This is a genomic window from Streptomyces albiaxialis (genome assembly GCF_039530985.1).
In the GTDB taxonomy this organism is placed as follows: Bacteria; Actinomycetota; Actinomycetes; order Streptomycetales; family Streptomycetaceae; genus Streptomyces; species Streptomyces albiaxialis.
Genome location: NZ_BAAAPE010000010.1, coordinates 34,828 through 60,159, shown reverse-complemented (window position 1 = coordinate 60,159; position 25,332 = coordinate 34,828). Strand labels below are relative to the sequence as shown.

Here is a 25,332-nt window from a genome sequence, read left to right as displayed (position 1 = left end):
GATGGGCCGGGGACTGCGAAGAGCACGGCCGTCGGAGCACTGTGGTCCCCGCAGCGCGGGCTCTGGTGGGGTCGGGAGCGCTCACAGGGGCGCTCCCGGCCCCACGAACGGCAGTCCTTCCGGCGCGCCCTCCTCGATCAGCCGCAGCAGCTCCGCCGTGTCCGCGTGCTCCTCCACCAGGTCGCCGAGGCGGTCGAGCTGCTCCTCTCGCAGCGCGCCGAAGCTCGTGTCCGGCGCGGGCACGAAGGCGCGCCCCGCGTCGGCCGCCACCCGGCGCAGAAAGGCGCGCCGGAACGCGTCGGACTCCAGCGAACCGTGCCAGTGCGTGCCCCATACGGAGCCCACCCGGCAGCCGTCGCCCAGGAAGGGCTCGCCGCCCCGTACATCCGCGACGCCGTGGTGGATCTCGTAGCCCTCGACGGCCTCGTCGAGGGCGGTGCCCTCCGGGCGCGCGAGGGTCTTCTCCCGCGCGAAGCGCACCCGGAGGGGCAGCAGTCCGAGCGCGTCGACCGTTCCGGCGCGGGACTCGACGTCGTCCTCGATGCGCTCGCCGAGCACCTGGTAGCCGCCGCAGATGCCCAGCACGGGACGTCCCTCGGCGGCTCGCCGGGCGAGCGCGTCGGCCAGTCCGCGCGCCCGCAGCCATTCCAGCGCCCGTACGGTGCCGCGCGTGCCCGGCACCACCACCAGGTCGGCGTCCGCCAGTTCCTCCGGACGGTCGCAGAACCGCACGACCACTCCGGGCTCGGCGGCGAGCGCGTCGACGTCCGTGAAGTTCGACATGAGGGGCACGGGAAGGACGGCCACCCGGAGGACGTCGGCACCGTGCGGCGCGGCGACCTCCGACTCGCGCACCGTGCCCCTGAGGGACACGCGCAGCCCGTCCTCCTCGTCGATGCCCAGCCCGTGCCGGAACGGCAGCACCCCGTACGTCGACCGTCCGGTCAGCTTCCGCAGCATCTCCAGGCCGGGCTCCAGAAGGGACACGTCCCCGCGGAACTTGTTGACCAGATAGCCGGCCAGCAGCGCCTGGTCCTCCTCCGCCAGCAGCGCGGTCGTCCCGAACAGCGAGGCGAAGACGCCGCCCCGGTCGATGTCCCCGACGACCAGTACGGGCAGCCGCGCGGCGCGCGCCAGGCCCATGTTGACGATGTCCGTGCGCCGCAGGTTGATCTCGGCCGGGCTGCCCGCGCCCTCGCAGACGACCGCGTCGTGCGTGCGCCGCAGCTCCTCCAGGCAGGCGACGACGGGCTCCAGCAGCTCCTCGCGCCGCCCGTACGTGCCGTCGTGGTGGTTCCCGAAGTAGCCCCGGGCCGACATCTCGCCCACGGCCCGCCCCATGAGCACGACCTGACTGGTGCGGTCGCTGCCGGGCTTGAGCAGCACGGGGTTCATCAGCGCGCTGGGCTCCACCCGGGCCGCGGCCGCCTGCATGGCCTGGGCCCGGCCGATCTCGGCGCCGTCCCGGGTCACGAACGAGTTCAGCGACATGTTCTGCGCCTTGAACGGCGCCACGCTGATCCCCTCGCGCGCCAGCCAGCGGCAGATCCCGGCCGTCACGACGCTCTTGCCCGCGTCCGAGGTCGTCCCGGCGACGAGCAGACCGCCGCCCTTCCCGCCGCTCCTAGCGCTTCCCTTCGCGCCCACGGCGCACTCCCTCCCGCACCGTCTCCCGTACGGCGCTCGCCGCTACGGTGGTGACGAGCGCCAGCGCGCTCACGCGTCGCGACAGCCGTACGGCACGCGCGATGTCCCGCGTCCCCACGGACCGACCGGACGTGTTGAGGACCGGACGGTGCTCGGTCCGTCCGCCGTAGGAGAGCGTGCCGCCCAGCCGTACGCCGAGCGCGCCCGCGAACGCCGCCTCCACCGGCCCCGCGTTGGGGCTCGGGTGCCGGTGCGCGTCCTCGCGCCACGCCTGTACAGCCCCGCGCGCGTCGCCCCCGGCCACCGCCGCCAGCAGCGCCGTCAGCCGCGCGCCCGGCCAGCCCACGGCGTCGTCCAGCCGCGCCGCCGCCCATCCGAACCGGAGGTGCCGCGGCGACCTGTGGCCCACCATCGCGTCCAGCGTGTTGAGCGCCCGGAACCCGGCCGTGCCCGGCAGCCCCGCGACCGCGCCCCATACGAGGGCGCCCACGACGGCGTCCGAGGTGTTCTCGGCGACGGACTCCACGACCGCGCGCGCCAGTGCCTCCGCGTCCAGCCCCTGCGGGTCACGCCCGCACAGGCGGGGCAGCCGCTCGCGCGCCAGCGCGACGTCCCCGGCCTCCAGCGCCGACCCCACGGCCAGCGCCTCGCGCGCCAGGCTCGTACCGCCGAGGACGCTCCACACGGCGGCGGCCGTCAGCGCGGCCCGCGCGCGGGGGCGGTTCCGCACGGCCCGTTCCGCCAGGGCCGCACCGGCGACGACCGTGCCCGCGGCCAGTGCGGCGTACCCGGCGCCGGCGTCCCTCCGGTCCCGCCACACCCGCCGCTCCAGCGCCCCGGCGGCCCGCCCGAAGGCGGCGACGGGGTGGCCGCGCCGGGGGTCGCCCAGCAGGAGATCGACGGCGTAACCGAGGGCGGCGCCGCAGGCGTACGCGTGAGAAGCCCGCATCCGCATCATTCAGCGCGCCGCGGCGCCTCGGCGGAACGGGACCGGGAACGGGGGCGACAGGGGTCGCGGAAGACCGGAATCGCTCAGGGCGGGGCCGCGCATGGCATATGTCCTCACTCAGGGTCCTCGCCCTGGCTCGACGTGACCGGCGGCGAGAGTCTCCTGGCTTCCGGATCGACGCCCTCCCCGGCCTTCCCGCCGCACGATGCGGCCGTGGCTCTGGGTGGGGGAGCGCTCCCCGGTGACAGTGGCGGGACCGCGCCGGATTCGCACCGGCTTCCTCTCCATGCCGCCGTTTGGCAACGGAAGTCCACCACGTTGGCCGAGAGGCGTCAACTTGCCGTTGACCTGCAGTGGGGGCGGAGTGGTGAGCCCCACACGCTCCCCGCGTCCGCGGCCGTGCGACCAGTAATGCACCATTGCGCCCCGGACTCCTGGGAAGACTGCACATGACAAACGGGAGAGCGCCAAACGACGGCAGGAGGCGATTTCTTGCCTGCGGCGGACGGTATGCGACCGGATGTGTCCGGCTTCGACGGCAGCGCGAGGCAGGCACGGGGGCGCATGCCACAGACGCGCGGCCACGTCGGGGCGCTGGCTTTCGGGCCGGAGGAGGTCGCAGTGTTCGAGGAAGACTCGTCCGCGGGTATATGGATCAAGAGTAGTTACAGCAACGACGGACCCAACTCGTGCGTAGAGGTCAGGAACGCCGACGGCCGGATCCTGGTGCGGGACTCCACATGTCCCGAGGGCGACGTACTCGCCTTTACGGCCGCGCAATGGAGTAGTTTCCTGGCCACGACGGCGACTTGGGTCGCGGAGGACTGACGACGGCGCCTGGACTCCCTCAGGCGGAGGGGATGGCGGTGGGGGCGATGCCCGACCGGACGGAAGACGCGGTGCGGCCTCCGGGGGAGAGCCGTGCCGGGCGGGACCCGCGCTCTCCTCTCTCCCCCACCGCGAGATTCAGCGTCGCCGTGGGACTCCTCGCCACCGGCCTCGGGGCCGCCGCCTCGCTCCTGGCGCCGGAGGGGACGGCACGGGCGGTGGTGTGGGGGCTGGTGGCCGCGCTCGTCGCCGGCGGGGCGGGGCTCTGGTACGGGCTCGCGCCTATGCGCGGCCGTCTCTCCCACGGCCGTCTCTCTCACGGTCGTCCCCGCGGGCCGCGCCGTCGCTGACGGCGCGGCGTATTCGGCGTCCCATGAACACGCAGAAGGCGGCGAGGAGCGAGGCGCCGCAGACGCTCAGCACGAGTGCCCAGCCGCCGCCCGCGTAGGTGGCGCATGCCACGGCGCCGCCCCCGATGAGCAGTCGGAGCGAGGTGGCGAGGGCGCGCGCGTAGGCCAGCCGGATCTGGTTGTCCGTCCGGGCCGCCTCAAGGGTGATGAGGAGGTTCGTGCCGCGCTCGGTGAGCCCGGCCGACGGCTCACCTCCGTCGGCGTCCGGGGGATCGGCGGCCGCGTCGGGCGCGCCTCTGAGGGCGCGCAGCGCTCCGCCTAACCGCCCCCGCCATTCCTGCCAACCGGACACTGCCGCGTCCTTCCTGCCTGCGCCCCGTCAGGGACTAACTGCTGCTCAAGGCGTCCCTGGCCTGCTCGATCCGCCTCCGGGACTCATCGACCGACAGGGCGCGCTCGCTGATGTCCGCAAAGCACTCCTGGTACCAGACGGTCATCTCCAGGTCGCTGCGGGTCAGGACCGTCCCGCCGGCGCCCTCCATGAAGAGCAGGTCGTCGTCGTCCTTGAACCCGAGGAGGATGAACGACCTGGACGTGCTGCGGTGGGCCCCCGCCGAGAACGGGAGGACGCGCAGGGTCACGTCCCGCTGCTCGGAACGTGCGAGCAGGTGATCGAGCTGCTTGCGCAGCACGGTCGGCCCTCCGATCTGCAGATGCAGCAGCGACTCCGCGAGGACGAACTCCGCCTTCGGCACGGCCTCGTCGTCGAAGAGCCGCTCCTGCCGGGTGGCACGCAGCTCGATGGCGCGCGGGGTGTCGGGGGAGTCGAACGGGGCCAGCAGCGCGCTCGTGTACTCGGAGGTCTGCAGCACGGCGGGCATGAGAACGCACTCGTAGCAGCGGTACTCCTCGGCCGCTCCCTCGTAGCTGAGGAGCTGCGCCACCTTCGGGTTGAGCATGTCGGTGTACTGCGTCCACCAGGACTGGCCCTTGGAGGCCCGCGCCGCCTCCTCCAGCTCGTGGACGGCGTCGGGGTCGGTGATCCCGTACAACTGGAGCAGGGCGCGCAGGTCGGTGATGGAGATACCGACGGTCCCGGCCTCGATGCGGATGAGCTTCGAGAGCGACCACTCCAGGGCGTCGGCCACGTCCTTCTGCGTCTTCTCGGAACGCTCCCGTGCCTTGCGCAGCTCGATCCGGAGCCTGCGACGGTTCAGGCTCGGATCAGCTTCTCTGGTCATGCTGCCTTCTCTCTCTTCGCATGGTGGCGTGCCGTCGGCTGGAGCAGTGCCACTGTCGGACGGACAACGTCCTTAATGAGCAGTCGAGTTGGCTCTTACCCAGCCGACGTCTCCAATATGACACATGGCACTTTGCCGCTGGCCGATGTGACGCAGAACATAGCAGTGCGTCAGTTCGCCATATGCTGAGAAGCCACGAAAGCGCCCCCGGGAGTGATCCCGGGGGCGCTCTTCGTGGTGTGAGGCGCGTGATGCCCGCGTGTGTCCGGCTACGCCGCGATCAGATAGATCCCGAACGCCACCGCCGCCGCGCACACCGCGTAGCACGTGTACGCGCCGGCGCGGGCGAGGGCGGGGGTGCCGCCGTCCGTGCGGCGGGCGGAGCCGCCCACGATGCCGAGGGTGAAGACGCCCACCAGTCCCACGGTCGCCACGAGGCTGATCCCGAAGACCTGGCCGAGCGCGGCCCAGTCGATGTCCATACGGTCTTCCTTCTGCCTAGGAGAGGCTCGTCGCGGAGGCGGCCCTGGGGCTCGCGTGCGCGGCGGACTCGGAGGAGGCGGACGGCTGCGCGTCGTCCAGCGGGGTGCCGGGCGGCGGGGGCGGCGCGACCGCCTGCATCGCGGTGGTGACGACCCCGGGCGGCTCGGTCTCGCCGAGCGCGGTACCGGCGGCGGTCTCACCCGCGGGCTGTACGTCGTTGACGTTCGTGTGGTCGACCGGCTCCTGGCGGGAGCGGAGCCAGATCGCGGCGGAGACGACCACAAGCAGTGCCGCCACCGTGGTCACGCCCCAGTCGCCCTGGTCGGCCAGCAGCGCCGAACCGGCGGCGACGAGCCCGGCGGCCGGAAGGGTCAGGGCCCAGCCCACGACCATCCGCCCGGCGGTCGACCACCGCACGACGCCGCCCTTGCGGCCGATGCCGGAGCCCATGACGGCGCCGGAGCAGACGTGCGTGGTGGACAGGGAGAAGCCGATGTGCGAGGAGGCCAGGATGGTGGCCGCCGCGCCGGTCTGTGCGGCGAAGCCCTGCGGGGGCTGGATGTCGGTGAGGCCCTTGCCCATGGTGCGGATGATCCGCCAGCCGCCGAGGTACGTGCCCAGCGCGATGGCGAGGCCCGCGGAGGCGATGACCCAGAACGGCGGGTCCGAGCCGGGCGCCAGGGCGCCGCCGGTGACCAGGGCGAGGGTGATGACGCCCATGGTCTTCTGCGCGTCATTGGTGCCGTGCGCCAGGGAGACGAGGGCCGCGGAGGTGATCTGCCCGGTGCGGTAGCCCTTCGAGGTGTGCTCCGGGTCGGCGTCCCGGGCGACGCGGTACGTCAGCCGGGTCGCGAGGGCCGAGGCGATGCCCGCGACCAGCGGGGCCGCGAGGGCGGGGATGAGGACCTTCATCACGACGACGTCGCCGTTGACGGCGTTCATGCCGACCGAGGCGAGGGTGGCGCCGATGAGGCCGCCCATCAGCGCGTGCGAGGAACTGGAGGGAAGTCCGGCCAGCCACGTCAGCAGGTTCCAGATGATCGCGCCGACCAGCCCGGCGAAGATCACTTCGGGCTTGATGCCGGATCCTTCGTCGATGATTCCCGAGGAGATTGTCTTGGCGACCTCGATGGAGAGGAAGGCGCCAACGAGGTTGAGAGCCGCGGACATCGCCACCGCTACCCGGGGGGTGAGGGCCCCGGTGGAAATGGTGGTGGCCATGGCGTTGGCTGTGTCGTGGAAGCCGTTCGTGAAGTCGAACACCAAGGCCGTGACGATCACGATCCCGATGAGAAGCGTGATGTGTTCCATCCAGTCACCAGGCACAATCAGTTCGAAGGTCAATGACGTCGTGAACGTAAAGACGGTGGGTGAACGGAAGGTGAACTGGGCCGGGCATCGAGGTGTCACTGCCCGACACCTGTTGTGACCCTACCGTCACGCTTTGTTCTACCGTTGGTCAAGCGCTCGGAAACTCCCCGCTGACCTGCGGCGGAGCGTGCCGTTCGGCGCGTGTCGGATCAGCCGCGAGCGTAACTTCTGAGCTGTGCCATGGACCCGTTGAAGAGGTTCTGGTCACCCGGCAGACGCCCTTTGTTCGCGTACTGCCAGATCGTGCGGTAGCGCCAGCCACCCGGAAGAGGGCCCGCCTTCGTGCCCCAGTCGGCCAGCCACAGCGGATGGTTCGCCGCGAACTCCCGGCTGCCGCCCGTGCACCGCTTCCACCACCGGGCGGAGGTGTAGATCGTGGGATGACGGCCCGTACGGCGCAGCACCTCCGTGCCGAACGAACGGATCCAGCCACGCATCCGGGCCCGGCTGAGCCCGTGACAGGGCTTGCCGTAGGCCGACTCCAGGTCGACGGCGGGCGGGAGCGTGACCCCGTCCCGTCGCCACTGGCCGCCGTTGCGGACGAAATAGGCGGCCTGCGCCCGTCCCGAGGACGTGTCGGCCCGCGCGAAATGGTAGGCACCGCGCAGCAGTCCGGCCGCCCGCGACCCGTCGTACTGCTGGGAGAAGTGCGGGTTCCTGTAGCTGGTGCCCTCGGTGGCTTTGACGTAGACGAACGAGGCCCCGTTCGCGCGGGCCCGTCTCCAGTCGACCTTCCCCTGGTGCGAGGAGACATCGTGTCCCCTCGGCTTCCCGGCGGACACGGCCGGCGCGGGGGACTCCAGGAACGCGGTTCCCACGAGGGCGAGGGTGGCGGCGGCCACGGTCAGCGTGTACGAGCGCCGGGCGGCCGGAGCGACATGCATGGCGGACATCCAAGGGATCCAAGAGGGGAGACGGGAGTATCTGGGCAGGTCATATGCAGAACGCCGCCGGTCAGGCGGGGACACGGGAAGGCGACGGTGCGCGGGCGCGCGGCCCCGCGCGCACGCCCCGCGCGTCACCCGGGCGACGCAGCCCACTGGCCGCGCACGCCGTCCCCGCTGACACTGGGCGGGATGCGTCTGCGAACGGCGGCTGTCGCCGCCTCCTCCGTAGTGAGTGCCGGAGCGGCCGCCGTGGCGGCCGGACGGTACGCCGCCGGGCGCGCCCTGCGCCCCATGAAGGCCCGGCGGGACGGTCGCGGACCGCTCCCCGCCGGGTTCGAGGGCCCGCCGCTCACCGTGCACTCCACGGAGCCCGGCGCGGTCGCCCTCACCCGCACGCTGACGGCGGGGCTCCCCGGCGTCTACGGGCTGACGGGGCGCGGGACCCACGCGGTCGTCGGCCCCGTCCTCGACGACCCTACGGACAAAGGGGCGCCCTCCACCGTCGTACGGCGGCTGGACCGCGTCGCACAGGGGCAGTTGAGCACCGGGGCGACCGTACGGCTCACGCCCGTCGTGCACGTGGGGGACCCGGGCACCGCGCTCGGAATGGAGTTCACCGAGGTCGAGATCCCCGGCGAACTCGGCGCGCTCCCCGCCTGGTTCGTCCCCGGCGACCGCGCGCACTGGGTCATCGCCGTGCACGGCCTGGGCGCCACCCGGGAGCACCCCATGACCGTGCTCCCCTTCCTGCGCCAACAGCGCCTGCCCGTCCTGGACATCGCCTACCGCGGCGATCCCGGCGCGCCGCGCCCCCTGGACGGCCTCGGCCACCTCGGCGACTCCGAATGGCGCGACCTGGACGCGGCCATCCGGTACGCCCTCCGGTACGGCGCCGAGCGCGTCATCCTGTACGGCTGGTCCAGCGGGGCCACCATGGCGCTCCACGCCGCCGCCAACTCCGCGCTGCGCGACCGGATCAGCGGGCTCGTGCTCGACTCGCCCGTCCTGGACTGGAAGCGCACCCTGCGCGCGCTCGCCGCGGCACAGGGCACACCGCGCGCCCTGCTGCCCCTCGTGGTCCGTGCCGTCCAGGGCCGTACGGGCCTGTCGGAGGGCCGTCTCGCGGCTGTCGCGCACCCCGCGAGCCTCGCCCTGCCGACGCTGCTGCTGCACGGCCCCGACGACACCATCGCGCCCTGGGCCGCCTCGCAGGCGCTCGCCGAGAGCCGCCCCGACCTGGTCACGCTGCACACCGTGGAGCACGCCCCGCACGCGGCCATGTGGAACGCCGACCCGGAGGGCTACGAGGAGGCGCTGCGGCGCTTTCTGACGCCCCTGATGTGACGGCCGGGTTCCGTTTCACCCGGTTCACGTGGGGAGTTTCCGGAAAGGGCACCCCAGGTTTGGGTTTCCCCGGCGCGCCAGGAAGACTGCTCCCTGTGACGTCGTCCCGTACACCGCGCGACACCCGGCTCCGCCTTGTCCCCCGACAGCCCGTCGCCGCCGCCCGGCGCACGGTGACCACCAGGCGTGCCGCGAGCACGCCCAGGCCACCGGACGGTGTGCCCTCACGTGACCAACTGGCGCGCATGGCACGCGCGTCGCTCAAGGAAGCCGTCAGGCTCGCGCGCTGGGCCGCGCACGACGGCACCTCGCTCCAGACGTTCGCCGAGGCCGAGCGGGCCGCCACCGGGCTCGGGATCCCCGCCCGTCTCGTCCGTACGCACTGGGACCGCGCCCGCCTCGCCGGGCTCATCGAGCTGCACGGCGACACCGCACGGGCGGGCTGGCGGCTGCGCGCCTGGGACCGCGACGACAGCGCCGTGCTGCGCGGCTGGGTCGCCCTCTTCGACGCCTGGTCCCTCGCCTATCCGGCGCCCGCGCCGCACGAGCAGGGGCTCGTCGCCGAGATCGTCGAGGCGGTGCCGCAGTTCCTGTCCGTGATGCACCTGTCCGGCGGCCCCGTCACCTTCCCGCTCCTGCACGACCTGCTCGCCCAGCGCATCGCGGAGATCCGCGCCGAGCGCGACCCCGAGGCCCCAACCTCCGGGAGCGCCCTGGGAGTCGCCCTCCCCGGGCTGCTCGACTGGGCGCTCGACGGCCTCGCCGCCGTGGGCGCGCTCACCCGCTGCCCGGACGAGGAGACGGGCGTGCGCCAGGGCTCCGCGGTCCTCACCCCGCTCGGCAACTGGGCGGTGTGGACCAAGCTCGAACAGATCTGCGTGGCCGCCCAGAGCCCCGCCGGGAACATCGAGCAGCCCGCCGAGGACATGCTGCGCGGCTGCGCCCGTATGACCCCGGGTCCGGCCCGTGCCGAGTACCGCGCGTGGCTCGCGGCGCGCCCCGCAGGGCCCGCCGTCACCGAGCTGCTGGAGGCGGCGCGCGGCGAGGACGCGCTCATCCGCGGGCTCGCCTTCGAGGCGCTGCGCGTCGTCGGCGCCCCGGCCGAGACGGCCGTACGGGAAGCCGCCGAAGAGCCCACCCTGCGGCCGTACGCGCTGCTCTGGCTCGCGGAACTGGCCGGTACCGACCCGGAGGACCTGGCGGGCGGGGCACCCGGCGTGCTCACCCGCGAGGAGGCCACCTGGCTGTGGGTGGACACCGCCGCCGCCGTCACCGACCACGGCGAGGAACGGCTTCTCGTCGACCATCTGGAGACGGCCGTGCAGGGTTCCGTGCCGACCCTTCTGCAAGAGGTCCGCGCCACCGGCCATCCGCGCACCGTGCAGGTGCTGGTCGCGCTCGCGGCGGCCCACCCGGACCCGGCGTTCGCCAAGGCCGTGCGGCGCGCGGCCTTCCAGGTGCACACCGGTGGTGAGTGACCGGCGGTGAGCGGTAGGTCACGCCACGGGGCAGGAAAACAAGTTGCCCCCCGCCGGTAGACTGGCTTCATGCCTCATCTCCTCGTGCATTAGGTGTGCGTACACCTGGCACGTCCGTGCTGACGCCGCCGCCCCTCGCGCGGCGGCCCCGGCGTGCCCCGCCCGTTCGCTGAACCCGCCTGTACGTACGTCCGTCATTCCTGCCTTGGAGCCCTCCAGTGATCACCGCCACCGGTCTTGAGCTGCGCGCCGGAGCCCGCGTCCTGATCGAGTCCGCCACCTTCCGCATCGCCAAGGGCGACCGCATCGGCCTCGTCGGCCGCAACGGGGCGGGCAAGACCACCCTCACCAAGTGCCTCGCCGGCGAGGGCACCCCGGCCGCAGGCACCATCACGCGCAGCGGCGAGGTCGGCTATCTCCCGCAGGACCCGCGCACCGGCGACCTCGACGTGCTCGCCCGCGACCGCATCCTGTCCGCCCGCGAGCTGGACTCCGTGCTCCGCAAGATGAAGGAGAACGAGCAGCGGATCGCGAACGGCCAGGGTGCCACCCGCGAGAAGGCGCTGAAGAAGTACGAGCGCCTGGAGACCGAGTTCCTCACCAAGGGCGGGTACGCGGCGGAGGCCGAGGCCGCCACCATCGCGGCCAGTCTCGGGCTGCCCGACCGGGTGCTCGGCCAGCCGCTCCACACGCTCTCCGGCGGTCAGCGCCGCCGCGTCGAGCTGGCCCGGATCCTCTTCTCCGACGCCGACATCCTGCTGCTCGACGAGCCCACCAACCACCTCGACGCCGACTCGATCGCCTGGCTGCGGGACTTCCTCAAGACCTACCGCGGCGGCCTCATCGTGATCTCCCACGACGTCGACCTGGTCGAGACGGTGGTCAACAAGGTGTTCGCCCTGGACGCCAACCGCTCGACCATCGACATCTACAACATGGGCTGGAAGCAGTACCAGATCCAGCGGCAGGACGACGAGAAGCGGCGTAAGCGCGAGCGCGCCAACGCCGAGAAGAAGGCCACGGCCCTCGCCACCCAGGCCGCGAAGATGGGGGCCAAGGCCACCAAGGCGGTCGCCGCGAAGAACATGGCCCGGCGCGCCGAGAAGCTGATGTCCGGGCTGGAGGCCGAGCGGCAGACCGACAAGGTCGCCAAGCTCCGCTTCCCGGACCCCGCGCCCTGCGGGCGTACGCCCCTGATGGCCGAGGACCTCTCGAAGTCGTACGGCTCGCTGGAGATCTTCACCGGCGTCGACCTCGCCATCGACAAGGGCTCACGCGTCGTCATCCTGGGGCTCAACGGCGCGGGCAAGACGACGCTGCTGCGGCTGCTCGCCGGGGTCGAGGAGCCGGACACCGGCAAGGTCGTCCCCGGCCACGGGCTGAAGCTCGGGTACTACGCCCAGGAGCACGAGACCCTCGACCCGGACCGCACGGTGCTGGAGAACATGCGCTCGGCGGCCCCGGACACGGACCTGGTCGCGCTGCGCAAGACGCTCGGCTCGTTCCTCTTCTCGGGCGACGACGTGGACAAGCCCGCCGGGGTGCTCTCCGGCGGCGAGAAGACGCGGCTGGCGCTGGCCACGCTCGTCGTCTCGTCGGCGAACGTGCTGCTGCTCGACGAGCCCACGAACAACCTGGACCCCGCCAGCCGCGAGGAGATCCTCGGCGCGCTGCACACGTTCACGGGCGCCGTCGTCCTCGTCACGCACGACGAGGGCGCCGTCCAGGCGCTCCAGCCGGAGCGCATCATCCTGCTCCCGGACGGCGTCGAGGACCTGTGGGGCGACGAGTACGCGGACCTCGTCGCACTGGCCTGAGGGCTGCGCCCGGCCCTGTGCCTGAGCCCCGGTGAGGCCTTGCCGGGGCTCAGCCGGGCCTTGCCGGGGCCCGGCCGGGGCCTCCGTTTCCGTCCGGCACGCTCCTTGATCCATCTCTACTGGATCATTCGGCCGACCGGTGATCCTTCATCTGAGTGAGGGCGGCTCGTACCGCGGCGCGGCCCCGCGCCGGGCGTGCGCATCTATGGCACGCGCCTCCCCCGCCACCCCGATGAGCCCCGGGCGCGCCCCTGACCTGCCCCTTCCCGCGAGGGGCCGCCGAAGGCCGCGCGAGGGGCGCCGGAAAATCGCTCTCTCCGCCGCCGTCACGGCCCGTCCACGGGCCGAAGCTCGTCGTATGGACCTTGCCGAATGGGTGGCCAGAAGACGGGGGAGGGGTGATCATGAGAGTCACAGAGCGCACTTCCCATGAGGAGGCACGGGTGGCCGAGACTCTGAAGAAGGGCAGCCGGGTAACCGGCGCCGCGCGCGAAAAGCTCGCGGCAGACCTCAAGAAGAAGTACGACTCCGGTGCGTCCATCCGGGCGCTCGCCGAAGAGACGGGCCGTTCCTACGGATTCGTGCACCGGATGTTGAGTGAGTCCGGCGTGACCCTGCGTGGTCGCGGCGGAGCGACGCGGGGAAAGAAGGCCGCCTCGTCCTGACGAGGCTTCCGAGCATCCTTGCCGGTGGTTACTCTTCAGTTAACTTAACCGTGGAGTAACCACCGGAGGATGCTCGATGACCCTGCTCGACAAGGACGGCGTGCGCCTGACGGCGGACGGCGCCGTGGCCACGGTCACGCTCGCCAACCCCGCCAAGCTGAACGCCCAGACCCCCGCCATGTGGCGCGCCCTCGAAGAAGCGGGACGCGTGCTGCCGGGTGACATACGGGTCGTCGTGCTGCGTGGCGAGGGCACGTCGTTCTCGGCCGGGCTCGACCGCCGGATGTTCGAACCCGAGGGCATCGAGGGCGAGCACTCGTTCACCGACCTGGCACGCGCCTCGGACGAGAAGCTGGACGAGGCCATCGCCGGGTACCAGGAGGCGTTCACCTGGTGGCGCCGCTCCGACCTCGTCACGGTCGCGGCCGTCCAGGGGCACGCCATCGGCGCGGGCTTCCAGCTCGCGCTCGCCTGCGACCTGCGCGTCTGCGCCGACGACGCGCAGTTCGCGATGCGTGAGACCAGCCTGGGCCTCGTCCCCGACCTGACCGGTACCCACCGCCTGGTGGAGCTGGTCGGGTACGCGCGTGCGCTGGAGATCTGTGCGACCGGCCGCTCCGTGCACGCCGAGGAGGCCGAGCGCACGGGTCTGGCCAACCTCGTGGTGCCCGCGGGCGAGCTGGACGCCGCCTGCGCCGACCTGGCCGCGGCCCTGATCGCGGCCCCGCGCGACGCGGTCGTCGAGACCAAGGCCCTGCTCGCGGGCGCGTCCACGCGCGCGTACGAGGAGCAGCGCGCCGCCGAGCGCGCCGCGCAGGCCCGGCGCCTCCGCGACCTGGCGGGCCTCGGCGACTGAGCTTTTCCCTCTTCCCGGCCGGTCAGGCCCGTCCGACGGCTGTGATCAGCACCGCGACGGTCACCTCCCGGTCCGTGGCCTTCGCGGCGGCGGACCGGGCGGCGCGGGCGACGTCCAGCGCGCGGTGCCCCGGGGCGACGGCGAGCTGCAGGAGGACGTGCGGCGGGGCACCGTCCCCCTCTCCGTCCCCGCCCCCTTCCTCCACGCGTACGGCCCGGGCCGCGGCGTCGCCCGTGGCGAGCGTCAGGGGTGAGCCCAGTACGGGGGCCGGCCGGGCGACCCCGGGCACCGCGAGGACCGCCGGGGCGAGGGCGGCGGCGAGGTCCTCACCCGCGCCGCCCTCACCGGCGCCGCCCGCACTCTGAGATCCGCCTTCCTCCTGCTCCCCGGAGTCGGACTCGAACTCGGAGTCGGAGCCGGACTCGGGTTCTGAGCCGGACTCCGGCTCCGGGCGCTCCAGCAACAGGTCCGTCACGCGCAGGTCGGCCGAGGCCACCGCGAGCCCCAACTCCTCGTCCGCCGCGGCCAGCAGGAGTGTGCGCAGGCGGCCGGTCACCACCGGCAGCGGCTCGTCCACCGTCACCGCGAGCGTGGCCTCCAGACGCAGCGGACCCGGCGGCAGCGCGCTCGGCGGCGCCGGAACGGCGGGCTCCGACGCCTCCTCCGGGTCGGGCCCCGCGAGGCGGAGCGTGTCCAGCCGTACGTCCGGCATGGAGCGTGCCGCGGCGCGCCGCAGCACTCCGCGCGCCGTCTCCTCGGTCAGCCACGCCCCGTCCCCGGCGTCGCCCAACGGCAGCAGCCGCCCCAGTCCGAGCTGGTGCCGTACGGTCCGGGTCAACCTGTCCGTGCCCATGGGTCTCACTCCTCTCGCCCTCCGCACAGCCTCCCGTACCGTCCGCCCCCGCGCGGGCGGCGATCTCCCCGCGTCACTCGTTCGGCGGTGCGTGCACGAGCAGCGCCCTCATGGGCACGCTTAGTGTGGGCAGCGGAGCGGCAGGCCGTTCCGAACCTCCGAAAGGGGCGAGGGAAATGTCCGAGACCAGCACCCGCGACCGCTCCGACGCTTCCGGCACGGACAAGTCCGGCGCGGACAAGTCCAGGGTCAAGCACTCCGGTGACCAGGGCGGCGGCGCCGCGGCGACCCGGGGCAGGACCACCATCGCCGACGGCGTCGTGGAGAAGATCGCCGGACTCGCCGCGCGCGACGTGGTCGGGGTCCACGCGATGGGCAGTGGCCTCGCGCGGACGTTCGGCGCCGTGCGCGACCGTGTCCCCGGCGGGGGCAAGAGCGTCACCCGCGGGGTCAAGGCCGAGGTCGGCGAGGTCCAGACGGCGCTCGACCTGGAGATCGTCGTCGAGTACGGCGTGTCCATCGCCGATGTCGCCCGCGCCGTACGGGAGAACGTCATCTCGGCCGTGGAGCGGATGACCGGGCTCGAAGTGGTCGAGGTCAACATCGCGGTGAGCGACGTCAAGCTGCCCGACGAAGAGGACGAGGACGACGAGCAGCAGGACAAGCCGCGCCTCCAGTGACACTGGCACGGTAGTGCGGGATCCAATCGAAGGAGCGCACGATGAGCATGGCCGTGGTCGGCATGATCGCCGGTATGGCGCTGGGCTTCGCCGGGTACTTCGGTGGCTTCGGGGCCTTCCTGCTGGTGGCGGCGCTGGGCGCCGTCGGTTTCGTGGCGGGCAGGTTCCTGGAGGGCGACTGGGAGCCGGGCGACTTCTTCCGCTCCCGCAACGACGAACGGCGCAGGTGACGCGGTGACCGAGGGCGTGGTGCCCGCCGCCGGACGCGGAGAGACCAGGATCGCCGACCGCGTGGTCGCGAAGGTGGCCGCGCAGGCGGCGCGCGAGGCGTTGCGCCAGGACGGCCGGAGCACCGCGCTCCCCGGCGGTGCCGTCGCGCGCCCCCGCGCGACGGTCGCGGTGCGCGAGCAGTCGGCCCGCGTCCGGGTCGCGCTCGAACTGGCCTACCCGTCCGACATCGGCGCCCAGTGCGGCGCTGTGCGTCGACAAGTCACCGAACGGGTAAAGGAATTGGTCGGCATGGAGGTGCCGCACGTGGCCGTCGACGTCGAACGGCTGCACTCGGCGCACCTCAAGGGCGGAGCCCCCGGGAGGGTGACGTGAGCGACGCGCACGAGACCACCGGGAAGATCACGCTGGAGAAGGACGCGGAGGGCACGGGCCCCGCGTCCGGCGACACCCTCGAACAGTCCGAGTCCGCCGCCGCGTACGCCCCCGGCCAGGACGGCGGCACGGGCGGACGGGCCGGGCGCTTCTGGTCGCCGCGCCGCCGCGTCGCCGGGCTCGTCGCGCTGGTGCTGCTCGCCGGTGCCGGGGTGCTGCTGTACGACGTCGCGTCCGTACGGGCCGACCGGCCGGGCATGTCCTGGCGGCGCACCCTCGCCGACGAGCTGGCCACGACCCGGCTCGACAGCACCCCCGTCCTCGCGGGAGCGGCCGTCGCCGCGCTGCTGGGCCTCTGGCTCCTCGTGCTCGCCCTGACCCCGGGGCTGCGCGGGCTGCTGCCCATGCGCCGGGACGTACCGCAGGTGCGGGCCGGGCTGGAGCGCAGGGCCGCGTCGCTGGTGCTGCGGGACAGGGCCATGGAGGTCGCGGGCGTACGGTCCGTGCGGGTCGACGTCAAGCGGCGGAAGGTCAGGGCCCGGGCCCAGGCGCACTTCCGGGACCTCGACGAGGTGCGGGGCGACCTGGACACGGCGCTGGAGGACGGCATCCGGCAGCTCGGGCTCGCCCGGCGGCTGGGGCTGTCCGTGCACGTACGACGACCGGCGAAACGGTGAGGCGAGGGCGATGCTGCGGATCGTGAACCGGGTGCTGACCGGGCTCGCCGGTCTGGTGCTGCTCCTGCTCGGCCTGGCCGTGCTGGCGGGCGGCCTGGACCTGCCGGACCGCTGGAACGTCTCGCTGCCCTCGGGCTGGCCCTGGGCGGGACCCGACGACGTGCTGCTCACGGACGCCGACCGCACCAAGTGGCGCGGCGAGGGCTGGTGGTGGCCGGTCGTCATCGCGGTGCTCGCCGTCCTCGTCGTACTGACGCTGTGGTGGCTGCTCGCGCAGCTCCGCCGCAGGCGCCTGGGCGAGGTGCTGATCGAGAGCGGCGACGGCGAGGGCGCGCTGCTGCGCGGCCGGGCGCTGGAGGACGTGCTCGCCGCGGAGGCCGAGTCGCTGCCCGGCGTCGACCGCGCCCGCGTGATGCTGGTGGGCCGCCGTACCGAGCCCGGGGCCCGGATCGGGCTGACGCTGGCCGCGCACGCGGAGCCGGGACCCGAGCTGGTCCGGCTCCGCGCCGAGGCGATCGAGCACGCGCGGGTCTCCGCCGGGCTGGAGGAGCTTCCGGCGGAGGTCAGGCTGCGCAGCGCGAAGCACCGCGCCGAACGTGTGAGCTGACCCCAAAGCGCGGGCCGGCGCTCCTACGAGGGCGGGCCGGGCCTAGAAGCCGTGCCGGGCCCCGCCGTCGACCGGGAGCATCACGCCCGTCAGATAGGACGCCGCGGGGGAGAGGACGAACGCGGCGGTGCGGCCGAACTCCTCGGGGGTGCCGTAGCGGCGCAGCGGGATGACCGACTCGTTGCGCTCGCGCGCGGCCTCGCCGTCGCCCGACAGCGAGTCGAGGTACTGCATCCGCTCGGTGCCGATCCGCCCCGGCAGCAGCCCGAGGACGCGGATGCCGCGCGGCCCCAGCTCGTTCGCGAGCGTCTTCGCGAAGCCCGCGAGGCCCGGGCGCAGGCCGTTGGAGATGGTGAGCCCCGGGATCGGTTCGTGCACCGAGCCCGAGAGCACGAACCCGATCGTCCCACCGCTCTCCAGTTCGGCCGCGGCCGTACGGGCGAGGCGCACGGCGCCCAGGAAGACGCTCTCGAACGCCGATTCCCACTGCTCGTCCGTGATGTCCTGGGCGGGAACCCCGGCGGGCGGGCCGCCGACGCTGATGAGGACGCCGTCGAAGCGGCCGAAGGCGGTGCGGGCGGCCTCGACGAGGCGGGCCGGGGTGTCGGGCGAGGCGTTGTCGGCGGCGACGCCCACGGCCTGGCCGCCCTCCTTCGCGAGCAGCTCGGCGGCGGCCGTCGCGGACTCCTCTGTGCGGCCGGAGACGACGACCCTGGCGCCCTCGGCGACCAGTTGCCGCGCGGCGGCGAATCCGAGGCCCCGGGTGGCGCCGGTGATGACGTAGACGCGGTCTTTCAGTCCGAGATCCATGGGAGCAGTGTGCCTGCCGCAGGACGTCAGTCCGACACCGGCTCGGGCTCCTTCTCCGGGGAAGCGGAATCGCCGGATTCCGGGCCGGACTCCTTGCCGGATCCCTCCCCGGCCCCTTCCTCGGGCTCCTTCTCGGGTTCCTTCTCGGACTCCGCCGCCTCGGCGGCCTGCTTCTTGAGGTCCTGGCGTTCGCGGCGGACCAGGATGACCCAGCCGACCGGGACGGCGGCGGCGAAGAGCCACCACTGGACCGCGTACGCCATGTGGGGGCCGATGCCGCTGTGGTCGGGCTCGGGGAGCACCTCGGGCTGCCTGCCCGAGGGCTTCGGCGTGGTCTCGGCGAGCTGGACGAAGCCGTGGAGCAGGGAGCGCCCGGCCTTCTCGGCCTGCTCCTCGCTGTTGATCAGCATCACCTGGCGGTCGGGCAGGCCCTTGGTGTCCTTGATGCCGCTGTCCTCGGTCGTCTCGTCGGGCATCATCCTGCCGACGACCTTCACCTCGCCCCGGGGGGCCGGCGGGACCTTCGGGAACGCGGTGAGGTCACGGTCGGCCTTGATCCAGCCCCGGTTGACGAGGACGGCCTTGCCGTCCTTCATGACGAGCGGGGTGACGACGAAGTACCCGATGGTGTCGCCGTCGGCCGCGGTGCGGTGCCGGACGACGACCTCGTGCTTCGCGTCGTACGTCCCGGTGGCCTCGACCGTGCGGAACTTGTCGTCGTCGGACGGCTCGCGGCCCGTCCCCGTCAGCTCCGTGACCGGGACGGTGGGCGCGGAGAGGCTCGCGGCGACCTCGTCGTTGCGCGCGACCCGCGCTTCGTGACGGTGGAGCTGCCAGAAGCCCAGCTTGATCATCACGGGGATGAGCACGAGGGCGAGCAGGGTGAGGATCACCCACTGCCGGGACAACAGGAAGCGGTACACGCCTACTGACGGTACCCGCAGCCCCGTCAGCCCTCGGGCGCGGGGGCCACGTCCTGGAGGAGCTGGCTGAAGGCCGCCTCGTCGATCACCGGGGTGCCGAACGAGCGGGCCTTGACGACCTTGGACGTGGGGGAGTCCGGGTCATTGGTCACCAGGAGGCTCGTGAGGCGGGAGACGCTGCTCGCGATGTGCAGCCCGGCCTCGATGGCGCGGTCCTCCAGCAGCTCGCGGTCGACGGAGGTGTCGCCGGAGATCGCCACGCGCATGCCCTGGACGAGGGGGCCACCCGGCTCGTAACGCCCCGGGTTCGGATACGGGCACTTGGGGCGCTTGCGCGAGGGGCGCCACGTGCCCGCGTACGACCGGCCGGACCAGCCGCCTCCGCCCGCGCCGCCGCCGGGGCCGCTGCCGCCGCTCCCGCCGCCGCGCGGCACGACCGCGTCCGACCACTCGCTGAGCGGCTGGCAGGCCAGCAGCGGGAGGCGGACGTCCTGCCGCGCGGCGAGGTGCAGGCTCGGGCGGAAGGCCTCGGCGAGCACCCGCGCGTCGTCCAGCGCGTGGTGCGCGCGCTGCTGCACCACCCCGTAGTGCGCGGCGAGCGACTCCAGCTTGTGGTTGGGCAGCGGGAGGGCCAGCTCCTTGGAGAGCGCGATGGTGCACAGGCGCTGCCGGACGGGCGCGGTGCGCCGGGCGCGGGCGAACTCGCGGGCGATCATCGACCAGTCGAAGATGGCGTTGTGCGCGACCAGGACGCGGTCCGCGAGGTGCTCCGCGAACTCCTCGGCGATGTCCTCGAAGAGCGGGGCGTCGGCAAGGACGTCGGCCGTCAGCCCGTGGATCCAGGTGGGGCCCGGGTCACGGCGGGGATTGACCGGGGTGTACCAGTGGTCCTCGACGTCGCCGTGGGCATCCAGGCGGTAGACCGCGGCGGACACTATCCGGTCGTCGCGCGCGAGGCCGGTGGTCTCCACGTCCACCACCGCGTACCGCTCCGGATATCCGGACGGCCAGGAGCTGGGGGCGTCGTGGGGGTCGGCGGCGGGCTGCGCGGGGATGGCCGCGGCCACCCCGTCCGGAAGTGCCGTCTGGTCTTCGAGCATGGTCCCAGAGAATACGGGTCGGCACTGACAGTGCCGGAAGCGCGCCCGGCGCGCGGTTGACTCCCGCGCTCCGTACGGCACGTCACCGTCAGGCACTCCGGGCAGCCTTGGGCAGCCGTCACGAATCGAGCAAACCGGCCACCAGTGCCCGTATCGACGCCGTGAACACCCGCTCCGCGTCGGGCGGGCGGGAGAGTACGCGGGCGAGCGCGGGGTCGTCCCCGGCGGTCGCGGCAGTCCACAGCTCGGGCTCGCCGGGGCGCTGCACGGGCGCGCGTTCGCGGTTGCGCTCGACCAGCAGATGGCCGATGACGGCGAACTGCACGGCCCGTACGGCCTCGGCCGCGCGGGCGCCGCGCAGTCCGGCCGCGTGCATCTCGTGGACGAGCGCGCGCTGCGCGGGGAGGAACATCCGCTCGGTCAGGCCGCGTTCGTGCACCATCGCGATCAGGTGCGGGTGCGCGCGCAGTTCGCGCCGGAGCGCGCGGGCGAGCGAGACGACGCGCGCCGCGGGCGTACGGCCGCGCGGTCTGATCTCGCCCAGCTCGCGCACCGTGCGCTCGACCAGCGCGTCCAGGAGGGACTCGCGGTTGCCCACGTGCCAGTAGATCGAGGTGACGGCGGTGCCCAGCTCGGCGGCGAGCTTGCGCATGGTGAGCGCCTGCGGGCCGTGCTGGATGACGAGCGAGGCGGCGGCGCTGAGGACCGCTTCCCTGGTGAGGGGGGCGCGGACAGGCGGCTCGGTGCTCGTCATGGTCTCCGGTCTCCCCATTCTGGTCGGTGCGCATGTCTTTACCCTTCGAGGGCCGCGCTGTAACAGGGTTACAGGCCGCCGGATCCGAGAGGCGGACGGGCGACGAAGGGTGGTACGGCATGGTGCGCGTACGGTACGGCCCGCGCTCCGAGGAGGAGACCACGCGGGCGAGGGAGGCGAGCACGCGGCTCCCCGACATCTGGTCGACGGGCGTGACCGCCGTCTGGGAGACCGACCCCGAAGTGGTGGCCGAGGTGCTGCCGCCGCCCCTCAAGCCGGGCGAACGGCCCCTCGTACGGGTCAGCGTCAGCAAGGTCGATCTGCCCGGCTATCCGCTGGGCGCGGGCTCCGTGGCCGTCGCCGCGCGGCACGGGGACGCCGAGGGCTGGTACCCGCTGGTGATGCCCATGACGCACGAGAGGGCGCTCATCGGCGGGCGGGAGGTCTTCGGCGAGCCCAAGAAGCTCGGCGAGGTCACCGTCGAGCGGGGGTCCGACGGCGCGCTGCGCGCCGCGCTCGCCCGGCACGGTGTGGCCTTCGTCGAGATACGCGGCACCGTGGGCGGCGCCCTGCCGCTGCCGGAGCCGGCGGACAAGCTGGACTTCTACCTGAAGTTCCTGCCCGCCGTGGACGGACAGGGCTTCGACGCGGAACCCGTCCTCGTGCACTGCCTCCGCCACGAGAGGGTGCGCGAATTGATGGCCGTGGACGGCGAGGTGGTGCTGCGCGAGTCCGCGTACGACCCCGTGGCCGACCTTCCCGTGCGCCGGCTGGTGGAGATCACCCTCGGCGAGAAGACCAGCGACCAGAAGGGACGCGTCGCCGAACGGCTCGGCGCCGCCGACGTGCTGCCGTACGTGCACCAGCGCTACGACGACGCCGCACAGGTCCTCGACGGGCCGCCCGAGGGCTCCCTGTCCGAGGGGAGTGACTGATGGAGCTGACGGCGGGACGGACGGCGGTCGTGACGGGCGCCGCGAGCGGCATCGGGCTGGCCCTGGCGCGCCGCTTCGCGCGCGAGGGGCTCCGGGTGGTCCTGGCCGACGTGGAGGAGGGCGCGCTGGAGAAGGCGGCGGCCGGATTGCGCGACGAGGGCGCGACGGTCCTCGCGCGGGTGACGGACGTCAGCGACCGCGGCTCCGTGGAGGCCCTCGCGGACGCGGCGTACGGCACGTTCGGCGCCGTCCATGTGCTGTGCAACAACGCGGGCGTCGGATCCGGCGCCGAGGGCCGCATGTGGGAGCACGACCCCCGCGACTGGGAGTGGGCGTTCGCCGTGAACGTGTGGGGCGTCTTCCATGGCATCCAGGCCTTCGTCCCGCGCATGGTCGCCTCGGGCGAGCCCGGGCACGTGGTGAACACCTCCTCCGGGGACGGCGGGATCGCGCCCCTGCCGACGGCGTCCGTGTACGCCGTGACCAAGGCGGCCGTCGTCACCATGACCGAGTCCCTCTACGCCCATCTGCGGGCGGAGAAGGCGGAGGTGGGCGCCTCCGTGCTGTTCCCCGGGCCGCACATGCTGCGCACCGGGCTGTGGGAGTCGCACCGCAACAGGCCCGAGCGGTACGCCAAGAGCCGCCCCCGCAGGGCCCCGTACCGCTCGCTCGACCAGTGGGAGGCGACCATGCGGGAGGCGGGGCACGAGATCCGCTTCACCGATCCGGCCGAGGTCGCCGACCACGTCGTCGCCTGCCTGCGCGAGGGGCGGTTCTGGATGCTCCCCGCGAGCGAGCACAGCGACGGCCAGATCCGCGCCCGTTCCCGCTCGATGCTGGAGCGCGAGAACCCGGCGTACCTGGAGAGCTTCATTCTGGACGAGGACAAGGGCGAGGAGTGAGCCCCGTGACCGACCCATACCTGATCATCTCCTCCGATTGCCACGCCGGGCTCCCCACCGAGGAGTACCGGCCCTATCTGGAGGCCCGTTTCCACCGGGAGTTCGACGAGTTCCTCTCCCAGAGGGACGCCCGTATCGAGGAGTCCACGGGTCTGGGCATCCGCAACGAGGCCTTCGCGCGCAAATGGTTCGAGGACAACGAGGAGGGCCTGCGCGGCGGCTGGGACGCCGCCCAGCGCGTCAAGGAGCTGGACGGCGACGGCGTCGCGGGCGAGGTGGTCTTCCCCGACGCGGACGCCGTGGACAGCGGTACGGCCGCGCCCTTCGGCGTCGGCCTCGGGCTGAGCGGCGACCAGGACCCCGAGCTGGGCATGGCGGGCGCCCAGGCGCACAACAGGTGGCTCGCCGAGTTCTGTTCCGAGCACCCCGAACGGCACTGCGGAGTGGCCCTCCTGCCCGTCACGGGGGACGTGGACAAGGTCGTCGCCGAGATCCACCGGGCCAAGGAGTCGGGCCTCGGGGCGCTGATGATCCCGTCCATGTGGGTGGACAAGGCGCCCTACCACGACCGCCGTTACGACCCCGTATGGGCAGCGGCGGCGGAGACCCGTATGCCCGTGGTCACCCATTCCGGGGCGGCGCCCCGGCACGAGTACGGGGACCATCTGGGCATCTACGTCAGCGAGGTCACCTGGTGGCCCGCGCGTCCCCTGTGGTTCCTGCTGTGGTCCGGCGCCTTCGAGCGGCACCCGGGGCTGCGCTTCGGGGTCGCCGAGTCGGGCTGCTGGTGGCTGCCCAACCTGCTGTGGTTCATGGACCGGCTCTACCTGGGCGCGCACGGAGGCAAGAAACTCTCCCCCTTCGCGGAGCTGAAGCGCCCTCCGCACGAGTACCTGGACCGCCAGGTGTTCGTCTGCGCGACCAACACGAAACGGCGCGAGCTGGCCCAGAGGTACGAGATCGGCGTCGGCAACATCCTGTGGGGCAGCGACTTCCCGCACCCCGAGGGCACCTGGCCCGCGACCCGGGAGTGGCTCCGCAGGACCTTCCACGACATCCCGGTGACCGAGACCCGCCGCATGCTGGGCGGCTCGGCGGCCGAGGTCTTCGGCTTCGACACGGCGGCCCTGGAGCCCCTCGCGCGCCGCATAGGGCCCACCCCGGAGGAGCTGGGCCAGCCCGCCGACCAGGGCCCCGTGGAGGAGTCCTGGCGCCGCTCCAGGGAGACGGGCCGCCACTGGCTGACGGACCACGACTTCCCGTTCGTGGGAAGGGACACGCCATGAGCGGCACAGGCACAGGCACAGGCACAGACACAGGCACAGACTCGGGCACGGGCACGGGCACGGACCGCTACACGGTCATCTCGGCGGACTGCCACGCCGGGGCCGACCTCCTCGACTACAGGCCGTACCTGGAGAAGGCGTACCACGACGACTTCGACGCCTGGGCCGCCGACTACGTCAATCCGTACGAGGACCTGCTCGCCGACACGGCCGACCGGAACTGGAACTCCGAGCGGCGGCTCGCGGAGATGGAGGCCGACGGGATCGTCGCGGAGGTGGTCTTCCCCAACACCATCCCGCCCTTCTTCCCCTCCGCCTCCCTGATGGCCCCCGCGCCCACGCGCGAGGAGTTCGAGCAGCGCTGGGCGGGCCTGCGGGCGCACAACAGGTGGCTCGCGGACTTCTGCGCCGCAGCGCCCGGACGGCGCGCCGGAGTGGCCCAGATCCTCCTGAACGACGTGGACGAGGCCGTCAGGGAGGTTCGCTGGGCCAAGGAGAACGGCCTCACCGGAGGCATCCTGCTCCCCGGCGCCCCTCCGGGCTCGGGCGTGCCGGAGCTGTACTCGCAGGCGTACGACCCCCTGTGGGCGGTCTGCGCCGAACTGGGCGTCCCCGTCAACCACCACGGCGGCTCGGCCTCGCCCCCGCTGGGCGAGGAACCGGCGGCCCGCGCGGTCTTCATGGTGGAGACCACCTGGTTCTCGCACAGGGCGCTGTGGCACCTCGTCTTCGGCGGCGCCTTCCGCCGTCATCCCGAGTTGACACTGGTCCTGACGGAACAGGGCTCCGGGTGGATCCCCGGCGTGCTGGAGATGCTGGACTACTACCACGGCAGGCTGGTCGCCGCGGCGACGAAGGCGGCCACCGCGGAGGCCAAGTTCGGCGCGGGCCTGGCCGAGGCCATGGGCAAGGGACCCAGTGAGGTCTGGCGCGAGAACTGTTACGTGGGCGCGAGCTTCATGCGCCCCCACGAGGTGCCCCTGCGCCACCGCATCGGCCTGGACAAGATCATGTGGGGCAGCGACTACCCGCACGACGAGGGCACCCAACCGTACTCACGCGAGGGCCTGAGAATCGCCTACGCGGGCCTCCCGCGCGAGGAGGTGGCCGTCATGGTGGGCGGCAACGCCGCGCGCGTCTACGGCTTCGACACGGCGCTCCTCGACCCCGTCGCGGCCCGCGTGGGCCCGACCGTCGAGGAGATCGCCGAACCGCTCACCGCCGTCCCCGAGGACGCGAGCAGCCCGGCCTTCGCGCCGGGGGGCAAGGTGCGCGTCTGGTAGGAC

Annotated in this window: 27 protein-coding genes and 1 riboswitch; of the genes, 15 read left to right on the top strand and 12 right to left on the bottom strand. The window is 73.0% G+C overall.

From position 1 onward, the window contains the following. Positions 1 to 81 precede the first annotated feature (81 nt). Together ABD343_RS20090 and ABD343_RS20085 are read right to left on the bottom strand one after the other, a co-directional pair. Positions 82 to 1,647 (bottom strand): cobyric acid synthase, encoded by a 1,566-nt coding sequence (locus tag ABD343_RS20090; protein ID WP_344530121.1) that lies wholly within the window; start codon positions 1,645 to 1,647, stop codon positions 82 to 84. Further along, entirely contained in the window at positions 1,625 to 2,596 is a 972-nt protein-coding gene (locus ABD343_RS20085; RefSeq protein ID WP_344530119.1) for a cobalamin biosynthesis protein, read from the bottom strand. Before ABD343_RS20085 ends, ABD343_RS20090 begins: the two co-directional genes overlap by 23 nt. Positions 2,597 to 2,752: 156 nt before the next feature. Then, positions 2,753 to 2,878: riboswitch (cobalamin riboswitch) on the bottom strand. 228 nt (positions 2,879 to 3,106) lie between these two features. Between ABD343_RS20085 and ABD343_RS20080 the strand changes: the two genes are divergently transcribed. After that, entirely contained in the window at positions 3,107 to 3,424 is a 318-nt protein-coding gene (locus ABD343_RS20080; protein WP_344530306.1) for a DUF397 domain-containing protein, read from the top strand. 282 nt (positions 3,425 to 3,706) lie between these two features. Here the strand turns inward: ABD343_RS20080 and ABD343_RS20075 are convergent, their stop codons facing one another. The 5 genes from ABD343_RS20075 to ABD343_RS20055 all read right to left on the bottom strand — a co-directional run bounded on the left by ABD343_RS20075 (position 3,707) and on the right by ABD343_RS20055 (position 7,762). Next, positions 3,707 to 4,126, bottom strand: coding sequence for a hypothetical protein (locus ABD343_RS20075; RefSeq protein ID WP_344530117.1), 420 nt, complete (start codon positions 4,124 to 4,126; stop codon positions 3,707 to 3,709). A gap of 34 nt (positions 4,127 to 4,160) precedes the next feature. Next, positions 4,161 to 5,015 carry a helix-turn-helix domain-containing protein gene (locus ABD343_RS20070; protein WP_344530115.1) on the bottom strand — a complete coding sequence of 285 codons (855 nt, stop codon included), beginning with the start codon at positions 5,013 to 5,015 and terminating at the stop codon, positions 4,161 to 4,163. Positions 5,016 to 5,284: 269 nt separating this feature from the next. Beyond that, positions 5,285 to 5,497 carry a hypothetical protein gene (locus tag ABD343_RS20065; RefSeq protein WP_344530113.1) on the bottom strand — a complete coding sequence of 71 codons (213 nt, stop codon included), beginning with the start codon at positions 5,495 to 5,497 and terminating at the stop codon, positions 5,285 to 5,287. 16 nt (positions 5,498 to 5,513) lie between these two features. After that, positions 5,514 to 6,809 (bottom strand): inorganic phosphate transporter, encoded by a 1,296-nt coding sequence (locus ABD343_RS20060; RefSeq protein WP_344530111.1) that lies wholly within the window; start codon positions 6,807 to 6,809, stop codon positions 5,514 to 5,516. Positions 6,810 to 7,018: 209 nt separating this feature from the next. Beyond that, positions 7,019 to 7,762 carry a lysozyme gene (locus ABD343_RS20055; RefSeq protein ID WP_344530109.1) on the bottom strand — a complete coding sequence of 248 codons (744 nt, stop codon included), beginning with the start codon at positions 7,760 to 7,762 and terminating at the stop codon, positions 7,019 to 7,021. A gap of 183 nt (positions 7,763 to 7,945) precedes the next feature. Here ABD343_RS20055 and ABD343_RS20050 point away from each other — a divergent pair, with 183 nt between their 5' ends. The 5 genes from ABD343_RS20050 to ABD343_RS20030 all read left to right on the top strand — a co-directional run bounded on the left by ABD343_RS20050 (position 7,946) and on the right by ABD343_RS20030 (position 13,916). Beyond that, entirely contained in the window at positions 7,946 to 9,100 is a 1,155-nt protein-coding gene (locus tag ABD343_RS20050; RefSeq protein WP_344530107.1) for an alpha/beta hydrolase, read from the top strand. A gap of 245 nt (positions 9,101 to 9,345) precedes the next feature. Next, positions 9,346 to 10,578 carry a hypothetical protein gene (locus ABD343_RS20045; protein WP_425578230.1) on the top strand — a complete coding sequence of 411 codons (1,233 nt, stop codon included), beginning with the start codon at positions 9,346 to 9,348 and terminating at the stop codon, positions 10,576 to 10,578. 218 nt (positions 10,579 to 10,796) lie between these two features. Continuing rightward, a complete protein-coding gene (locus ABD343_RS20040) occupies positions 10,797 to 12,395 on the top strand; it encodes an ABC-F family ATP-binding cassette domain-containing protein (protein ID WP_344530105.1) in 1,599 nt (532 codons plus the stop codon). 443 nt (positions 12,396 to 12,838) lie between these two features. Further along, positions 12,839 to 13,060: a helix-turn-helix domain-containing protein gene (locus ABD343_RS20035; protein WP_323377788.1), complete on the top strand. Its 222-nt coding sequence runs from the start codon at positions 12,839 to 12,841 to the stop codon at positions 13,058 to 13,060. Between the two features lie 76 nt (positions 13,061 to 13,136). Then, on the top strand, positions 13,137 to 13,916 hold the full coding sequence (locus ABD343_RS20030; RefSeq protein ID WP_344530100.1) for an enoyl-CoA hydratase/isomerase family protein: 780 nt from the start codon (positions 13,137 to 13,139) through the stop codon (positions 13,914 to 13,916). Positions 13,917 to 13,938: 22 nt separating this feature from the next. Here ABD343_RS20030 and ABD343_RS20025 read toward each other — a convergent pair whose 3' ends face one another. After that, positions 13,939 to 14,769: a hypothetical protein gene (locus tag ABD343_RS20025; RefSeq protein WP_344530098.1), complete on the bottom strand. Its 831-nt coding sequence runs from the start codon at positions 14,767 to 14,769 to the stop codon at positions 13,939 to 13,941. A gap of 176 nt (positions 14,770 to 14,945) precedes the next feature. Here ABD343_RS20025 and ABD343_RS20020 point away from each other — a divergent pair, with 176 nt between their 5' ends. Genes ABD343_RS20020 through amaP form a run of 5 tightly spaced genes read left to right on the top strand, consistent with a single transcriptional unit; the run spans position 14,946 to position 17,336 of the window. After that, the gene (locus ABD343_RS20020) at positions 14,946 to 15,449 is read left to right on the top strand and encodes an Asp23/Gls24 family envelope stress response protein (RefSeq protein ID WP_344530096.1); all 504 of its coding nucleotides are present in this window, start codon (positions 14,946 to 14,948) and stop codon (positions 15,447 to 15,449) included. A 41-nt stretch (positions 15,450 to 15,490) separates the two neighbouring features. Then, the gene (locus ABD343_RS20015; protein ID WP_344530095.1) at positions 15,491 to 15,679 is read left to right on the top strand and encodes a hypothetical protein; all 189 of its coding nucleotides are present in this window, start codon (positions 15,491 to 15,493) and stop codon (positions 15,677 to 15,679) included. Between the two features lie 4 nt (positions 15,680 to 15,683). Continuing rightward, complete coding sequence (locus ABD343_RS20010) at positions 15,684 to 16,052, top strand: Asp23/Gls24 family envelope stress response protein (RefSeq protein WP_344530093.1); 369 nt, start codon at positions 15,684 to 15,686, stop codon at positions 16,050 to 16,052. Continuing rightward, positions 16,049 to 16,729, top strand: coding sequence for a DUF6286 domain-containing protein (locus tag ABD343_RS20005; protein WP_425578229.1), 681 nt, complete (start codon positions 16,049 to 16,051; stop codon positions 16,727 to 16,729). The genes ABD343_RS20010 and ABD343_RS20005 overlap by 4 nt, the downstream gene beginning before the upstream one ends. Before the next feature lie 10 nt (positions 16,730 to 16,739). Beyond that, positions 16,740 to 17,336, top strand: a complete 597-nt coding sequence (amaP, locus tag ABD343_RS20000; RefSeq protein WP_344530091.1) for an alkaline shock response membrane anchor protein AmaP — start codon at positions 16,740 to 16,742, stop codon at positions 17,334 to 17,336. Positions 17,337 to 17,378: 42 nt separating this feature from the next. Here amaP and ABD343_RS19995 read toward each other — a convergent pair whose 3' ends face one another. The 4 genes from ABD343_RS19995 to ABD343_RS19980 all read right to left on the bottom strand — a co-directional run bounded on the left by ABD343_RS19995 (position 17,379) and on the right by ABD343_RS19980 (position 20,923). Then, entirely contained in the window at positions 17,379 to 18,146 is a 768-nt protein-coding gene (locus tag ABD343_RS19995; protein WP_344530089.1) for an SDR family oxidoreductase, read from the bottom strand. A gap of 26 nt (positions 18,147 to 18,172) precedes the next feature. Further along, positions 18,173 to 19,069 (bottom strand): SURF1 family cytochrome oxidase biogenesis protein, encoded by an 897-nt coding sequence (locus ABD343_RS19990; RefSeq protein WP_344530087.1) that lies wholly within the window; start codon positions 19,067 to 19,069, stop codon positions 18,173 to 18,175. A 26-nt stretch (positions 19,070 to 19,095) separates the two neighbouring features. Continuing rightward, positions 19,096 to 20,169 (bottom strand): DEDDh family exonuclease, encoded by a 1,074-nt coding sequence (locus ABD343_RS19985; protein WP_344530085.1) that lies wholly within the window; start codon positions 20,167 to 20,169, stop codon positions 19,096 to 19,098. A 118-nt stretch (positions 20,170 to 20,287) separates the two neighbouring features. Next, the gene (locus tag ABD343_RS19980) at positions 20,288 to 20,923 is read right to left on the bottom strand and encodes a TetR/AcrR family transcriptional regulator (protein WP_344530083.1); all 636 of its coding nucleotides are present in this window, start codon (positions 20,921 to 20,923) and stop codon (positions 20,288 to 20,290) included. A gap of 119 nt (positions 20,924 to 21,042) precedes the next feature. Between ABD343_RS19980 and ABD343_RS19975 the strand changes: the two genes are divergently transcribed. Genes ABD343_RS19975 through ABD343_RS19960 form a run of 4 tightly spaced genes read left to right on the top strand, consistent with a single transcriptional unit; the run spans position 21,043 to position 25,329 of the window. Continuing rightward, the gene (locus ABD343_RS19975; protein WP_344530081.1) at positions 21,043 to 21,858 is read left to right on the top strand and encodes an acetoacetate decarboxylase family protein; all 816 of its coding nucleotides are present in this window, start codon (positions 21,043 to 21,045) and stop codon (positions 21,856 to 21,858) included. Then, entirely contained in the window at positions 21,858 to 22,760 is a 903-nt protein-coding gene (locus tag ABD343_RS19970) for an SDR family NAD(P)-dependent oxidoreductase (RefSeq protein ID WP_344530079.1), read from the top strand. The genes ABD343_RS19975 and ABD343_RS19970 overlap by 1 nt, the downstream gene beginning before the upstream one ends. After that, the gene (locus tag ABD343_RS19965; protein ID WP_344530077.1) at positions 22,757 to 24,046 is read left to right on the top strand and encodes an amidohydrolase family protein; all 1,290 of its coding nucleotides are present in this window, start codon (positions 22,757 to 22,759) and stop codon (positions 24,044 to 24,046) included. The genes ABD343_RS19970 and ABD343_RS19965 overlap by 4 nt, the downstream gene beginning before the upstream one ends. After that, on the top strand, positions 24,043 to 25,329 hold the full coding sequence (locus ABD343_RS19960; protein WP_344530075.1) for an amidohydrolase family protein: 1,287 nt from the start codon (positions 24,043 to 24,045) through the stop codon (positions 25,327 to 25,329). The genes ABD343_RS19965 and ABD343_RS19960 overlap by 4 nt, the downstream gene beginning before the upstream one ends. Positions 25,330 to 25,332: the final 3 nt, after the last annotated feature.